Annotated in this window: 17 protein-coding genes; 5 read left to right on the top strand and 12 right to left on the bottom strand. The window is 68.3% G+C overall.

All coding sequences use genetic code 11. From position 1 onward, the window contains the following. Window positions 1–16: 16 nt before the first annotated feature. The 6 genes from MU582_08730 to miaA form a co-directional block, all read right to left on the bottom strand. The gene (locus MU582_08730; GenBank protein ID UPK76706.1) at window positions 17–250 is read right to left on the bottom strand and encodes a hypothetical protein; all 234 of its coding nucleotides are present in this window, start codon (window positions 248–250) and stop codon (window positions 17–19) included. Window positions 251–253: 3 nt separating this feature from the next. Then, entirely contained in the window at window positions 254–1,654 is a 1,401-nt protein-coding gene (gene hflX, locus MU582_08725) for a GTPase HflX (GenBank protein ID UPK76705.1), read from the bottom strand. A gap of 102 nt (window positions 1,655–1,756) precedes the next feature. Then, window positions 1,757–2,599, bottom strand: a complete 843-nt coding sequence (gene dapF, locus MU582_08720) for a diaminopimelate epimerase (protein ID UPK76704.1) — start codon at window positions 2,597–2,599, stop codon at window positions 1,757–1,759. Window positions 2,600–2,621: 22 nt separating this feature from the next. Further along, a complete protein-coding gene (ggt, locus tag MU582_08715; GenBank protein UPK76703.1) occupies window positions 2,622–4,466 on the bottom strand; it encodes a gamma-glutamyltransferase in 1,845 nt (614 codons plus the stop codon). A gap of 245 nt (window positions 4,467–4,711) precedes the next feature. Continuing rightward, entirely contained in the window at window positions 4,712–5,230 is a 519-nt protein-coding gene (locus tag MU582_08710; protein UPK76702.1) for a universal stress protein, read from the bottom strand. Window positions 5,231–5,239: 9 nt separating this feature from the next. After that, complete coding sequence (miaA, locus tag MU582_08705; GenBank protein ID UPK76701.1) at window positions 5,240–6,166, bottom strand: tRNA (adenosine(37)-N6)-dimethylallyltransferase MiaA; 927 nt, start codon at window positions 6,164–6,166, stop codon at window positions 5,240–5,242. A 65-nt stretch (window positions 6,167–6,231) separates the two neighbouring features. On the opposite strand from miaA, the gene MU582_08700 reads away from it, so the two are divergent. Together MU582_08700 and MU582_08695 are read left to right on the top strand one after the other, a co-directional pair. Further along, entirely contained in the window at window positions 6,232–6,444 is a 213-nt protein-coding gene (locus MU582_08700) for an antitoxin (protein ID UPK76700.1), read from the top strand. Between the two features lie 73 nt (window positions 6,445–6,517). Next, window positions 6,518–6,841, top strand: coding sequence for an antitoxin (locus MU582_08695; protein ID UPK76699.1), 324 nt, complete (start codon window positions 6,518–6,520; stop codon window positions 6,839–6,841). A gap of 5 nt (window positions 6,842–6,846) precedes the next feature. Here the strand turns inward: MU582_08695 and MU582_08690 are convergent, their stop codons facing one another. The 3 genes from MU582_08690 to MU582_08680 are packed head-to-tail and all read right to left on the bottom strand — an operon-like array spanning window position 6,847 to window position 9,074. Further along, a complete protein-coding gene (locus tag MU582_08690) occupies window positions 6,847–7,752 on the bottom strand; it encodes an alpha/beta hydrolase (protein UPK76698.1) in 906 nt (301 codons plus the stop codon). 24 nt (window positions 7,753–7,776) lie between these two features. Next, window positions 7,777–8,376 carry a TetR/AcrR family transcriptional regulator gene (locus MU582_08685; GenBank protein ID UPK76697.1) on the bottom strand — a complete coding sequence of 200 codons (600 nt, stop codon included), beginning with the start codon at window positions 8,374–8,376 and terminating at the stop codon, window positions 7,777–7,779. Between the two features lie 26 nt (window positions 8,377–8,402). Continuing rightward, entirely contained in the window at window positions 8,403–9,074 is a 672-nt protein-coding gene (locus tag MU582_08680) for a hypothetical protein (protein ID UPK76696.1), read from the bottom strand. A gap of 41 nt (window positions 9,075–9,115) precedes the next feature. Between MU582_08680 and MU582_08675 the strand changes: the two genes are divergently transcribed. After that, window positions 9,116–9,565 (top strand): NUDIX domain-containing protein, encoded by a 450-nt coding sequence (locus MU582_08675; protein UPK76695.1) that lies wholly within the window; start codon window positions 9,116–9,118, stop codon window positions 9,563–9,565. Between the two features lie 6 nt (window positions 9,566–9,571). Here the strand turns inward: MU582_08675 and MU582_08670 are convergent, their stop codons facing one another. From MU582_08670 to MU582_08660, 3 genes are all read right to left on the bottom strand, one after another. Continuing rightward, the gene (locus MU582_08670) at window positions 9,572–10,642 is read right to left on the bottom strand and encodes a class I SAM-dependent methyltransferase (protein UPK76694.1); all 1,071 of its coding nucleotides are present in this window, start codon (window positions 10,640–10,642) and stop codon (window positions 9,572–9,574) included. A gap of 88 nt (window positions 10,643–10,730) precedes the next feature. Continuing rightward, window positions 10,731–12,224, bottom strand: a complete 1,494-nt coding sequence (miaB, locus tag MU582_08665) for a tRNA (N6-isopentenyl adenosine(37)-C2)-methylthiotransferase MiaB (protein ID UPK76693.1) — start codon at window positions 12,222–12,224, stop codon at window positions 10,731–10,733. Window positions 12,225–12,266: 42 nt separating this feature from the next. Beyond that, a complete protein-coding gene (locus tag MU582_08660; GenBank protein ID UPK76692.1) occupies window positions 12,267–12,683 on the bottom strand; it encodes a DUF2000 domain-containing protein in 417 nt (138 codons plus the stop codon). 50 nt (window positions 12,684–12,733) lie between these two features. On the opposite strand from MU582_08660, the gene MU582_08655 reads away from it, so the two are divergent. Both MU582_08655 and MU582_08650 read left to right on the top strand, forming a co-directional pair. Further along, window positions 12,734–13,525 carry an AraC family transcriptional regulator gene (locus MU582_08655; protein UPK76691.1) on the top strand — a complete coding sequence of 264 codons (792 nt, stop codon included), beginning with the start codon at window positions 12,734–12,736 and terminating at the stop codon, window positions 13,523–13,525. Between the two features lie 215 nt (window positions 13,526–13,740). Continuing rightward, window positions 13,741–14,469 (top strand): amino acid ABC transporter ATP-binding protein, encoded by a 729-nt coding sequence (locus MU582_08650; protein ID UPK77138.1) that lies wholly within the window; start codon window positions 13,741–13,743, stop codon window positions 14,467–14,469. The last annotated feature ends 16 nt before the right edge of the window (window positions 14,470–14,485 follow it).

Genomic DNA, 14,485 nt, shown 5'->3' with positions numbered 1-14,485 from the left:
GTCTGTCCACAGGTGCTCAACGACGACCCCCGCGGTTGCGCGGGTGGTTCTTGCCCATCCGCTCATTGCCGCGCTTGTAGTTGCCGGTCAGCCGCGCCATCAGCTCCTGCGGGTCGTCGTACTCGATGTCGCGCCGGAACTGCTCGGCCCGCGCGCCGCGTAGCACGGTCGCGCGCTTGCCGTGGTGCAGTACGACGACCTCACCGCCCCGGTCGACGTACTCGAAACCCTCCGGGCGCCCCGACCCCATGGCTCAGCGGTACGTCGCCAGCGCACCGGCGAGGTCGTCGTTGACTCTTGCGATCACATGGGTGCCGTCGCCGGTGTGCTCGACCGAGTCGATCTCGCCGTGGGTGTGGATCTGGTTGAGCAGATCGCCCCGGTCGTACGGCAGCACGACGTCAACCTGGATCGACGGCCTCGGCAGCTCTGCCTCGAGCGTCGCGAGCACCTTGTCGATGCCCTCGCCGGTACGCGCGGAGCACGTCACGGCGTGCGGCTCCTTCGACAGCACCCGCGAGATGACCAGCGGATCGGCGACATCGGCCTTGTTGATAACAATGATCTCGGGTACGTCATGCGCGCCGATCTCGGCGAACACCTCGCGTACCGCGGCGATCTGGCCCTCGGGGTCGGGGTGCGACCCGTCGACGACATGCAGGATCAGGTCGGACTCGGCGACCTCCTCCAGCGTCGACCGGAACGCCTCGACGAGCTGGTGCGGGAGATGGCGTACGAACCCGACGGTGTCGGACAACGTGTAGACGCGCCCGTCTGCGGTCTCGGTACGTCGGGTGGTCGGGTCGAGAGTCGCGAAGAGCGCGTCCTCGACCAGCACGCCCGCACTCGTCAGGCGGTTGAGCAGGCTCGACTTGCCGGCGTTGGTGTAGCCCGCGATGGATACCGACGGGATCGCGTTACGGCGACGCTGCGACTTCTTCGTCTCGCGGGTCTTGCCCATGTGCTTGAGCTCCCGCCGCAGCTTCGCGATCTTGTCGTTGATCCGTCGCCGATCGGTCTCGATCTTCGTCTCACCTGGGCCACGGCCGCCGATGCCACCGCCGTCGGCGCCGACCCGGCCACCGGCCTGCCGGGAGAGGTTGCCGCCCCAGCCGCGCAGCCGTTGCTTCATGTACTGCAGTTGCGCGAGCTCGACCTGTGCCTTGCCCTCGCGGCTCTTGGCGTGCTGAGCGAAGATGTCGAGGATCAGTGCGGTGCGGTCGACGACCTTCACCTTGACGCGATCCTCGAGGTTACGCAGCTGGCTCGGCGCGAGCTCACCGTCGCAGATCACCGTGTCGGCCCCGGACGACTCGACGGCAATCCGGAGGTCGTCGACCTTGCCACGGCCGATGAACGTCGCCGGATCGGGCCGCTGCCGGCGCTGGATCATGGCCTCGAGCACATCGGAGCCCGCGGTCTCCGCAAGCAGCTTCAGCTCGGCGAGAGAGTTCTCCGCGTCGTCGGCCGAGCCCTCCGTCCAGACGCCGACGAGCACGACGCGCTCGAGGCGAAGCTGGCGGTACTCGACCTCGCTGATGTCCTCCAGCTCGGTCGAGAGCCCGGCGATCCGGCGCAGCGAGTTGCGTTCCTCTAGTTCGAGGCCGTCCTCGTACTGCTCGTCGCTCATGGGCTCTTCGGGTCGTACCGTCATGCTCACCTCATCGAATTGCTCGTAACGTCGATCCTTGCACGGTTCAACGCCACGGGCGACCGACTTATTGCACAACGTCCCCGTCACCCCGCACCGGGACAGCTACTCGCCGTGCCAGATCAGGTCGCCGTCGGCGACGATCGCCGCGGGACCGGTCATCAGCAGCCGGCCGTCGGGTCGCCAGGTGATGTCGAGGGTGCCGCCCGGCAGATCGACCCGGTACGTCGCGGGCTGACCGGTCTCGGACGGGTTCGCCCCGTCGCGTACGGCCGTTGCGACCGCGACCGCACACGCACCGGTGCCGCACGACCGGGTCTCGCCCGAGCCGCGTTCGTGTACGCGCATCTGCACGTGCCGCTCACCTCGCGGTACGACGAACTCGATGTTCACCCCGTGCGGGTACTCCTCGCGGTCGTACTCCGGCTCGTCGATCAACGATCCGGCGTCGGCGAGATCGCTGACGAACGCAACCGCATGCGGGTTGCCCGTGTCGACGTGCAACGCACTCCACTGCGACGACCCGACCGATACCGACGAGTCGCCGAAGGTCTTCGGTACGCCCATGTCGACGGTGTATCGGCCGTCGGGCTCGTACGTGACCGTTTTGACCCCGTCTCTGGTGCCGATCGCCACCGGTGCGGCGCCGTCAGCGAGACCCTCACGAGCGAGGTACGCCGCGAAGACGCGTACGCCGTTGCCGCACATCTCGCTCACCGAGCCGTCGGCGTTGCGGTAGTCCATGAACCACAACGAGCCGTCGTCGACACCGACCGCAGACGAGCGTACGACTCGCAGCACCCCGTCGGCGCCGATCCCTCGGCGCCGATCGCAGAGAGCGGCAACGAAATCGGGCGCCAGGTCACCGTGGACCCGGGTGTCGGCGTCGGGCAGGATCACGAAGTCGTTCTCCGTGCCGTGGCCCTTGGCCCATGCGAACGTACTCACCCGGCCAGGCTACGCCGCCCGGTCAGCGCGGACGGACGACCCCAGCGGTGCCGCCGCCACGCCGCGTCGGCTCTGCCGCTGCGACCAGGGTGCCGTCGGGGCGCACCTCGATCGCCGCGACCGCTCCGATCTCCGCGTCCGGTGTGAACTCGTCGCCGGACGGCACGAGCACATGCCCGAACGGCTCGAGCACATCGCCGTACGTGTCGATGAACTCCGGCTCGGCGGACACCTCGGCGGTGTTGCGCTGAGACGCACGCGGAGCGGCAACGGCCTGCGGCAGCGTCATGCCCAGGTCGAGCCGGTTCAGCAGCACCTGCAGCACCGTCGTGATGATCGTCGACCCACCGGGCGAGCCGACGAGCAGCTTCACCTCACCGTCGTCGAGCACCATCGTCGGCGACATCGAGGAGCGCGGCCGTGCGTACGCCTGCGGGCGGTTCGGATCGGCCTCGTCGTACTCCGCGGAGAAGTCGGTCAGCTCGTTGTTGAGCAGGAATCCCCGGTCGGGTACGACGATGCCAGAGCCACCGGTCTGCTCGATGGTGAGCGTGTACGCGACCGCGTTGCCCCACTTGTCGACCACCGAGAGGTGCGTTGTCGACAGGCCCTCGGTGTCGGGCTTGGCGGCCGCGTCCCCACCGCACGGATCACCGTCGAGGTCGCCCGCCGCAACGGGCTTCTCGGCGGCCTGCTTCGGGTCGATCGTGCAGGCCCGTCCGTCGGCGAACTTCTGGCTGGTGAGCACGTCGGTCGGCACATCGGTGAACGCCGGGTCGCCGACGTACGCGCCCCGGTCGGCGAACGCCGTCGCGGACGCCTCGAGGTAAAGATGCAGGCTCCGAGGCGTACGTGCCTTTCCGAGCTTGTAGTTCTCGAGGAGGTTCAGCGCCTCGCCGACGGTCGTACCACCCGATGACGACGGCGCCATGCCGTAGACGTCGAGACCTTCGTACTTCAGATGCGTCGGCTGCTGCCACTTGACGTCGTAGTTGTGCAGATCCTTCGGCGTCATGTAGCCGGCCGGCACCGGCAGGTCGGTGGAGTCCGAGGTGGGCGGTTCCTGCACGGTGGTCGCGATCTCCCGGGCCAGCGGACCGCGGTAGAACGCCTTCGGGCCCTGCTTCGCGATCTGCTGGTACGTACGCGCGAGGTCGGGGTTGCGGAACCGCGATCCGACCGCGGGCGGCTCACCACCGGGCAGATAGAGGTCCGAGGTCGAGGGGAACGCGGCGAAGCGTTCGGCGTTGGCCTCGGTCTGGTCGTAGAAGGTCTGATCGATCTTGAATCCCTTGCGGGCAAGCCGCGTCGCCGGGGAGAGGTTGCGCGCGAGCGACCGCTTGCCCCAACGGTCCGCCGCCGCCTTCCACGTGGCGAGGGTGCCCGGTGTGCCGACCGAGACGCCACTCGTCACCCGGTCGGGGAAGAACGGGTACGGGTCACCGGTCTCGGGGTCGATGAACGCGTCGTTCGGGAACTTCGCCGGCGCAGTCTCGCGGCCGTCGATCGTCTGCACCTTGCCGGTCTTCGCGTTGTAGTGCACGAAGTAACCGCCTCCGCCGATGCCGGCGCTGTACGGTTCGGTGACGCCGAGCGCAGCGGCGGTGGCGATCGCCGCGTCGGCGGCTGTGCCGCCGGACTTCAGCACCTTGACCCCGATCCGGGTCGCGCTCTCGTCCACCGACGCCACCGCGCCGCCACTACCCCGCGCGACGTGCTGCTTACCCGGTTTCGGCGGGCTGCTGCTGCGGACGGCGGCTGCGTCGCCCGAGTCGTCGGGCCCGGCGACCGCCAGAGGGGCGGAGACCGTCGCAAGCGCGGCGGCAGAGGTCAGCGCGATGGCTGCGGTCATTGCACGTTTCGGCATGGGGCTCCCAGCGTCGGTGGTCCCCCATGGGTACTACATGGTGGGGTCGCGTGCCTAGTGCCCTGCGTTTGAAGTGGCTTTACGGAAGGCGTCGTCCAGGTGGATGCATCCGCAAGGACGAGGAGGACGGGCATAGTCGGTCCTATTTCCGACGATGAGGACGCCGCGGGGCGCCGCCTGGGCGGCGAAAGACGTCAAGGTACTTCAAACGCAGGGCACTAGCCCTGCAGTCGCCCTGGACAGACTCAGTCGTCGGGCGTGAGGCTGTCGTCGAGGGCGAGACCGGCGGCCGGCGTCTTGGGCTCGCCACGGTCGTGTACGACCACGACCGGGCACTTCGCATGGCGTACGCACTGCTCGCTGACCGATCCGAGTACCAGGCCGCGGAACCCGCCGAGGCCGCGCGGCCCCACAACGAGCATGTCTGCTCGCTCGGATCCCTCGACCAGGATCGATGCGGGACGCCCGTGCACCGCCTGATGCGACACCCGTACGTCGGGATGCTCGGCGACGAGGTGGGCGACACCGGCCGTCAGCTTCTCGACCGTCGCCTCCTCGAAGTCGACGAGCGGCGGCATGTAGCCGGGGCTCCAGGTCTTCGGCCGCGGGGCCGTCGTGAGCACCCACGCCCGGACCACCGTCACGTGGGTGCCGAGCCGCTCGGCAAGATCGAGCGTCCAGGACAGCGCGGCGTCGGAGAACTCCGACCCGTCGTGCCCGATCAGCAAACCACCGTCGCAGTCGACTGTCTTCGCATGCGTCATGGCGAAAGGCTATCTGGTGTCGAGCAGTCGCACGGCGTGGTCGACCAGGTCGACGTCGTCGTACGAAAGCCATCGGATCCGGGGATCCTTGCGGAACCACGCGTCCTGGCGCCGGGCGAACTGGCGGGTACGCCGGACGGTCAGGTCCTTGGCCTCCTCCTCGGTGCACTCGCCGGCGAGGTACGCCAACACCTGTGCGTATCCGAGCGCCCGGCTCGCCGTACGTCCCTCCCGCAGCCCGTCGAGGCCACGTACCTCGTCGACGAGACCGGCGTGCCACATGCGGTCGACGCGTCGCTCGATGCGTCCGGCCAGCACGTCGCGCGGCACGTCGATCCCGAGGACGACCACATCGTCGTAGACGTACGTTTGGCTCGGCAGCGTCGCGCTGAACGGCTCGCCGGTGATCTCGATGACCTCGAGCGCCCGTACGATCCGCCGGCCGTTCGACACCAGGATGTTCCCGGCCGCGACCGGATCCCGCTCGGCCAGCCGCGCATGCAGCGCCGCGGACCCGTCACGATCGAGCTCACGCTCCAACCGGGCACGTACGTCCGGGTCAGCGCCCGGGAACTCGAAGTCGTCGAGAACCGCCCGTACGTAGAGCGCAGATCCACCGACCAGAATCGGCGTCACGCCTCGCGCGACGCAGTCGGCGATCGCTGCGCGAGCCCAGCCCTGGAACTCCGCGACGGTCGCCGGCTCGCGTACGTCGAGTACGTCGAGCAGGTGATGTGGAATCCCCTGTCGCTCATCGGGCGGGAGCTTGGCGGTGCCGATGTCCATCCCGCGGTAGAGCTGCATCGAGTCGGCATTGACCACCTCGCCACCGATGCGGCGAGCGAGCGCGACAGAGAGATCGGACTTGCCCGCGGCGGTCGGCCCGACGACGGCCACCACGCGACCCGGACGCGCTGAACGGTTCACAGCCCACATTCTGGCAGTTAACGTAATGGGGAATGGGGCCACTCGGGCTTCCTCACGAAGGGATTGGGGCACCAATGGGAATGTTCGACAAGTTCAAGGACAAGGCCGGCGACGCAGCGAGCGAGCACGGCGACAAGATCGAAGAGGGTCTCGACAAGGCCGCCGACAAGGCGAGCGACCTGACCGGCGGCAAGTTCGACGACAAGATCGAGTCCGGCAAGGACACCGCCAAGGACTTCATCGACAAGCAGGCCGACGAGTCGGGCGGCGATCAGAGCAACGCCTGACCTCTAGGGCAGGCACGTGGGTGCCGGAGTGTTACCTGCACTCCGGCACCTGCGGTCCGGATCGACTAGTGTCGTGAAATCAGGATCCGCACCCCGGGAGGGCACGATGGGTTGGCTCGACAAGCTCCGCGGCAAGAGCGGAGACCTCAAGCACAAAGCCGGTGAGCTCGCGAACGAGCACGGCGACAAGATCGGTCAGGGCCTCGACAAGGCCGGCGACGCGGTGAACAAGGTCACCGGCGGGCGCTTCGAGGACAAGATCGACAAGGCGACCGATAAGGCCAAGGAAGGCGTCGACAAGGTCGGCCAGTCCGGCGACGACGGCGGCGGCGACGCAGCGACACCCGAGGCCGATGAGCCGCCCAACGCAGAAGGCGAAGGCGACAAACCGGCCTGAGCGACCTACGCGGCGTACTCGCGGCCGTCGGGATCGGCCGCCGCGCGTACGTATCGCACCGCGGCGTCGACGACTTCGGCGTTGCGCAGGATCCGGTTGTGCCCGAGCCCGTCGGTGCTCAGCATGCTGGCGCCGGCCATGCCCTCGGCGACGGCCGCGCTCGCGGCATGTGACGTCTCCCGGTCGCCTCGGTCGTGTACGAACAGCGTCGGCGGCCTTTCGTCGAGCTCGGCCATCAGCCGGGGAAGCTCGAACTCGTCCACCGGGTAGCCCGTGCGCCGCCGCGTCTGGTCGTCCAGGCCGCGACGTATACGTGGGCCGAAGCCGACAGTCGCGCCGAACCTGTCGAAGTAGGTCGCGAGGTCGTTCATCGGCGAGATGAACACGAGGCGGTCGACGCCGATCCAGCCGTCCCGCAAAGCGAGAAGGACCGGTACGGAACCCATCGAATGTGCCACGACAGCGCGTGCCGGGCCGAACCTCGCGGCAACGTCATCGAGCGCGCGTCCGAACTCGACGGCGTGTGCTCGCCCCGGGCCGGACGGCCCGGGCTCCGAGCTGCCGTGGCTCAACGCATCGAACATCACAACCCGATGACCGGTTGCGCGCAGCGGCTCTACGAAGCTCGCCAACTGGTCACCGCGTCCGCCCCAGCCGTGCAGGAGATAGACGACCGGTCCGCTCCCCCAGTGCGTGCCGCGCACAATGCTGCCCATCGATTCGACCTCGAAGGCCACGCCGCCGTCCGGGACCGCTACCGCAGGCGGCTGCCTCGGCGTCTTGAACCACAGCGAGGCCGCGACCTTGGACCCGATGGCCGGCGCGATCACCTCTGCCGCGCGGAACCCCGCGCGAACTACCCTGAGCCGAATGCGACCGATCGTGCTTTTTTTTAATCGGAACTTGCTCATGTTTCCCCCTTTGGATAGATCTGTTCAGTCGGTACGCCGGGCCGAAGCGACGACGGAGTCGAAGGCGATGCGCCCACGTGTCGGGCCGTTCGAGTCGTCCATCAACCGGTTCGCATGGTGGTTGGCGAGCATGATGCCGTGCACCTCGAAGGCGAACTGTGCGGTGTCGAGGTCGGAGCGGAAGTGACCCTCGGAGACGGCCGTCGCGGCCGTCGAGGCGAGCAGCTCGAGCCAGTCGCGCTCACTGGCGACCAGCGCGTCGCGGACCGGACCCGGTCGATTGTCGAGCTCGGCGGCCAGCGTCACGAAGATGCAACCGCCGTCGAAAGCCTCGCGCTCCCATCGGGCCCAGCCGTCGAACAGCGCCCGCACCCTGCTCTCACCGCGCGGCGCCGCCAGGGCCGGGCGTACGACCGTGTCGACGAAGCGATCGCGGGCTCGGCCGACGACTTGGAGCTGGAGCTCCTCCTTGGACCGGAAGTGCGCGAACAGCCCGCTCTTGCTCATGCCCGTCTCGCGAGCGAGCCCGCCGATGCTCAGCGAGGTCACGCCTGTGCGCGAGGTCAGCTGCAGCGCCTCGTCGAGGATGGCCAGGCGCGTCGACTCGCCTTTGGTCAACGACATTTCCCGAAGGTAGCACGATCGTGCTTTTATTGGCCAGCCATTTCGGACAGCGTCCACTCGGCCACGAAGTAGCCGACGCCGTACGGCGCATCGTCGTAGGTCAGCCGCGCGTCGATGACCCGCGAGCCAGCTGCCACGATCTGCCGCCCGACTGCCCGCAGTGCCGGTACACCTGCCGCCCACAGCTGTTCGCCGAGAGCGGGGTCGAGGTTGCCGAGCGCATCGGCGTCACCGCTGGCAAGCGCCTGCGCAATCGCCTTGTCGAAGATCGGCGCCCGGTCGTCGACGTGCCCCGGTGCGTTCTCACCGCGTTTCGCCGTGCCGTCGGCCATCACGAGCACCGCACCGCTTACGTCGACCGGTTCGTCAGCTGCGGTCGCGACGTACGTACGGCCGCCCTCCCAGCCTGCACGGTCGAGCAGCCAGGCGCCGATCGTCAAGGACAGCGGCAGTGCGGCTTTCGTACCTCCCGCGCCGACGTCGACGCCGTAGCCGGCGAGGGTTCCACCCGCGCTCTCGTCCCACCTGCCCGACGCGTGCCCCGATCCGACGACCGTCACCCGCTTGACGGAGTCACCTGCGATCAGCGCTCGGACGACCGCGTCGCAGGCCGTACGTAGGTCGGCCACCTCAGCGGACGCGCCCTGGGCGACCGCCGGCACGAGGACCGGCGGATGAGGGCAGAAGGCGATGCGCACACCTCGACCGTAGTCCGCCGCTCGTCGGTAGGGTCGCGCACGTGCCCGACTTCAGCCTGACTCCGGCCGCGTACGTCGCCCTTCGTCGCGGCGACGAGGTGCTCCTTCACCTACGGCAGAACACCGGATACCGCGACGGACACTGGGCGCTGCTCGCCGGACACGTCGAGCCGGAAGAGTCGGTGTACGCCGCGGCGGTACGCGAGTCGTACGAGGAGGCTGGCGTACGCGTCGACGCCGCAGACCTGCTCGCGTTGACCACCGTGCACCGGACGCTGCGCGGGGGCGGCCCGATCGAGCAGCGTTGCGACTTCTTCTTCGCCGCAACCGTCTGGAAAGGCAGCCCCTCGATCCGGGAGCCCGAGAAGTGCGCCGACATGCGGTGGTGGCCGCTCGCTGCGCTGCCCGAGCCGATGGCGCCGCACGAGCGCGACGTGCTCGACGCGCTGGCATCCGGCGACGTCCCCGCGATCATGTCCAGCGGCTTCTGACGTCGGTTAGCCCGCAAGCCGCCAGAACCGCCAGGTGTCGTGCTCGATCGCAAGCTCGCGTACGTCGGTGAACCCGGCCTGCTGTGCGTACGACCGGAACATTGCCGGCCGCATCGCGGTGCCGGTCGCGGCCGACGGGCGTACCGTCATCGCATCGGGCAGGCAGACCAGCAGGCTGAAGCCGTACATCATCCGCTCGACCAGCTCGGCGGGTGCTTCGTACTCCTCGGCCACCCGCATATCGGCGACGAAGACAACGCCGTCCTCGGTGAGTGCCTCCCGGCACGCCTTCAGCAGGCCGACCGGATCGGGTACGTCGTGCAGCATCTCCGCCATCACGATCAGGCGGTACGTGCCCTCCGCCTGCGCGATCGACTCCCCGTGAACGGTGACCCGGGCGTCGAGGCCGGCGTCATGAACGTGCGCACGCGCGGCCGCGACACTCGGCTCGTCGAGGTCGTACGCGTGGACGGTCGCGTCCGGGTACGCCTCCGCGAGACCGATCGACGCCCAGCCGTGCCCGCACCCGACGTCGGCAACCCAGGCACCCCGGTCGAGTGCCGCCGCCTCATCGGGCAGCTCCTCGCGTACCCACCGAGGCAGGTCGTTGCGCAACGGATTTCGGTTCATATCGCCTTGCGCGACGACCATGTCGGGGTCGTGATCGGCCCACGCGAACCCGTCACCGGTCTGGTACACGCGCTCCAGGGTGCGCAGCGAGAGCTGGCCGGCGCTGACCTGGCGCAGCAGGGGCGCAAGGTACTCGTCGCTCTCGGTGTCGACGAGCGCCTCGCGGACTCCTGGTGCCAGCGCGTACGTACGGTCGTCGGGCGCGTCCCGCCCGGCGTCGGCCACGACGACGAGCCAGCCTCCGGCGCCCATCGCCTCGAGCCACTCGCGTACGTAACGCGGATGCGCGCCGGAGCGTTTGGCGAGTGCGTTCGCGTCGATGCCTGGCACACCGGCGTCGGCGATTGCAGACCACCAGCCGAGCCGGACGCCGATCACGATCGACGACGCTTCCATGGATGCGACCGCCGTCTCAACGATTCGGTCGGCGATGTTCGCGGCTGTCATGGCAGGCTCCCTCCGCCGCGGCTGCGCCTTGATCATCCCACCGCAGGCACGTCCACCGCAGAAGAACGGTGAGGAGAGGAGCTGCCCGTCAGCGGGTTTGGCAGGCGGGTGCGTCGGCTTCCGGGAGCGGGTCGGGTACGCCCATCGCAGGCATCCCGAGGCCGACGGCCACCGGCTTCGGATCGGAGGTACGCGCCTCCCAGGCGTCACCGGCGCGCGTGCGTCGTACGGACAGAACTCCCGAGTCGGCCACCAGGTGATGCGGCGCCGCGTAGGTGACCTCGACCTCGACGAGGTCACCTGGGCGTACCTCGGTGTCTCCGGGGGCGAAGTGCACGAGCCGGTTGTCGGGTCCGCGGCCGGTGAGCCGATGCGTCTCTGCGTCCTTCTTGCCCTCGCCTTCGGCGACGAGTAGGGGTACGCGCCGGCCGACGATCGCCTTGTTCTCGTCCCACGCGATGTCGTTCACGAGCGCGACCAAACGCTCGTAACGCTCCTGCACAACGGCCTTCGGCACCTGCTCGTCCATCGATGCGGCAGGTGTGCCGGGTCGCTTCGAGTACTGGAAGGTGAACGCGCTGGAGAACCGCGCCTCGCGTACGACCTCCATCGTCTGCTCGAAGTCCTCGTCGGTCTCGCCGGGAAAGCCGACGATGATGTCGGTCGTGATCGCGGCGTCGGGCATCGCCTCGCGTACGCGCTCCAGGATGCCGAGGTACTTCTTACGGCGGTACGAACGCCGCATCCCCTTCAGCACCGCATCAGAGCCCGACTGCAACGGCATGTGCAGCTGCGGCATGACGTTCGGCGTCTCGGCCATCGCCGCGATCACATCGTCGGTGAAGTCCTTCGGATGCGGGGAGGTGAAGCGAACCCGCTCGAGCCCTTCGATGTCGCCGCATGCGCGCAGCAGCTTGCCGAACGCATACCGGTCGCCGAACTCGACGCCGTAGGAGTTGACGTTCTGACCGAGCAGCGTCACCTCGACGACGCCGTCGGCGACGAGCGCCTCGATCTCGGCGAGGATCTCCCCCGGCCGACGGTCCTTCTCCTTGCCACGAAGCGACGGCACGATGCAGAACGTGCAGGTGTTGTTGCAGCCCACGCTGATCGAGACCCATGCCGCGTACGCCGACTCGCGTTTGGTGGGCAGGGTCGACGGGAAGACCTCGAGCGACTCGAGGATCTCCACCTGGCTCTCCTGCTGCACCCGCGCACGGTCCAGCAGTGCTGGCAGGGAACCGATGTTGTGGGTGCCGAACACGACGTCGACCCACGGCGCCCGCCGGGTGATCTCGTTGCGGTCCTTCTGCGCGAGGCAGCCGCCGACCGCGATCTGCATGCCGGGGTGCTTCTGCTTGACCGACGCGAGATGGCCGAGGTTGCCGTACAGCTTGTTGTCGGCATTCTCGCGCACCGCACAGGTGTTGAACACGACGACGTCGGCCTGCGCATCCTCGGGTGCCGGCGACATACCGGCGTCCTCGAGCAGCCCGGACAGTCGCTCGGAGTCGTGCACGTTCATCTGGCAGCCGTACGTACGCACCTGGTACGTGCGCTGCTCGGCGGAAAGGGTCGTCATGGCACCCACCAGGGTACGACCCGCAAGGCCCCGTACCGCCGGTCAGGGATGCATCCGGCAGCCCTTGGCGATCTTGTCGACGGCACTGCGCGGCCCGTGCACCGCGATGCCGACCACGTCGAGCTTCTCCGCGGCCACCGCACGCACAACCTCTCGGTTGTCGTCGTCGTTGCCCGTCGCGAACATATCCGCCGTGTAGACCGCCGCGCGCAGCCCGCGGCGCAGGCATCGCTCATGCGCGGTCTTCACCGCGTCGCCGTCACCCTGGAGAACGACGACCGGCTGGCGGAACAACGAGTAGTAGGTGTTGCCGTCGCCGTCCTCGTACGGCTCGCCGATGATCTCCGGGTTGGCCGCCGCGACTCCGCTGGTGAGGAACGCGGCGACGTTCAATGCCTGCCACGGCAGCAGGTCGTCGCGCAGAATCACGGTGATCTTGGTGTCGAATCGCTTCTCCATACCGACCATCGTCCGCGTGGTCGACTGGGCGCGTCTTGTACGTTACTAGCGTGGGACCGCGCGAGCAGGTACGCGCGTGGCGTCCGGACGTACCCGGCGTCGCGGAGGTGTTCCATGCACGTTTCACCGAGCACGTGTATCCGCTGCACACCCACGACACCTGGACGGTCCTGATCGTCGACCGTGGCGCGGTCCGGTACGACCTCGACCACGGCGAGCACGGCGTACTCGGCTCGACGGTCGCACTGTTACCGCCGCACGTACCGCACAACGGCCGCTCGGCGACCGGTGGCGAGTTTCGCAAGCGCGTCCTCTACCTCGAGTCCGATGTGCTCGGCGAGGGCCTCATCGGACGCGCCGTCGACCGGCCCGAGATCGTCGATCCGGCGCTGTACGACCGGCTGGCGGGTGTCCACCGGGCACTGGTGCGGCCGGGCGACGAGTTCGAGGCGGAGTCGCTGTTGTCACTGGTCCAGGATCGGGTAGAGGGACACCTCCGCCGGATGGACCCGCCCGCGCTCGTCCGCGACGCCCGCCTCGCGCGGCAGCTTCGGGAGCTGCTCGACGCACGGGTGAGCGAGGGCGTCAGCCTCGCCGATGCCGCAGAGTTGCTCCAGGCCCATCCGACACATCTCGTACGTACGTTCAGCAACGAGTTCGGCATGCCGCCGCACCGCTACCTGACCGGGCGGCGCGTCGACAATGCCCGGCGGTTGCTGCTCGCCGGCACGCCCGCCGCCGACGTCGCCGTCGCGGTTGGTTTCCACGACCAACCGCATCTGACCCGGCACTTCAAACGCGTACTCGGCGTGACACCGGGTGCGTACGCCCGCCGCCGCTGACACGTGAGAAGCTCCGCGTCGACACGAGAGTTCTGCGTACGACTCGCCGCGTCTCGCCGGGGTGGAGGTCGCGTGTCACCGCGGGTGAAGGCACGTTAACGTCACGATCGGGTTACCCGGGCGCTCAGCGGTGGCACCTGAACCGCGGCATCGGTAGGTTTCTGCCCATGTCCGATCTCCCGGGAAGTTCCGCGACGTCTTCGCATGCGCAGTACATGGTCGCGATGGACGGCGTCCAGAAGTGGTTCGGAGACCTGCACGTACTCCAGGACATCGATCTGCACGTCACACCCGGCGAGGTCGTTGTCGTGATCGGCCCGTCCGGCTCGGGTAAGTCGACGCTGTGCCGCACGATCAACCGGCTGGAGACGATCGACGAAGGCACCATCACCGTCGACGGCGACAAGCTTCCCGACGAGGGCAAGGCGCTCGCCGACTTGCGCGCCGACGTCGGCATGGTCTTCCAGGCATTCAACCTGTTCGCGCACAAGACGATCCTCGAGAACGTCACCCTCGGCCCGATCAAGGTACGCAAGCAGCCTAAGGACGAAGCAGAGCAGCGTGCCCGCGAGCTCCTCGGTCGGGTCGGCATCGAGGAGCAGGCGGGCAAGTACCCCGCGCAGCTGTCCGGCGGTCAGCAACAGCGTGTCGCGATCGCCCGCGCTCTCGCGATGGAGCCGAAGGTGATGCTCTTCGATGAGCCGACCTCGGCGCTGGACCCCGAGATGATCAAGGAAGTCCTCGACGTCATGGTCGACCTCGCAGAGGGCGGCATGACGATGATCGTGGTCACCCACGAGATGGGGTTCGCCCGTACGGCCGCGAACCGCGTCGTGTTCATGGCCGACGGCCAGATCGTCGAGGAGAACACCCCGGACGAGTTCTTCACCAACCCGCAATCGGATCGCGCCAAGGACTTCCTCGGCAAGATCCTCAAGCACTGAGAGGATCAGTACCAAG

Source organism: Nocardioidaceae bacterium SCSIO 66511, from assembly GCA_023100825.1.
Classification (GTDB): Bacteria; Actinomycetota; Actinomycetes; order Propionibacteriales; family Nocardioidaceae; genus Solicola.
This window is presented reverse-complemented; position numbering and strand designations above follow the sequence as displayed.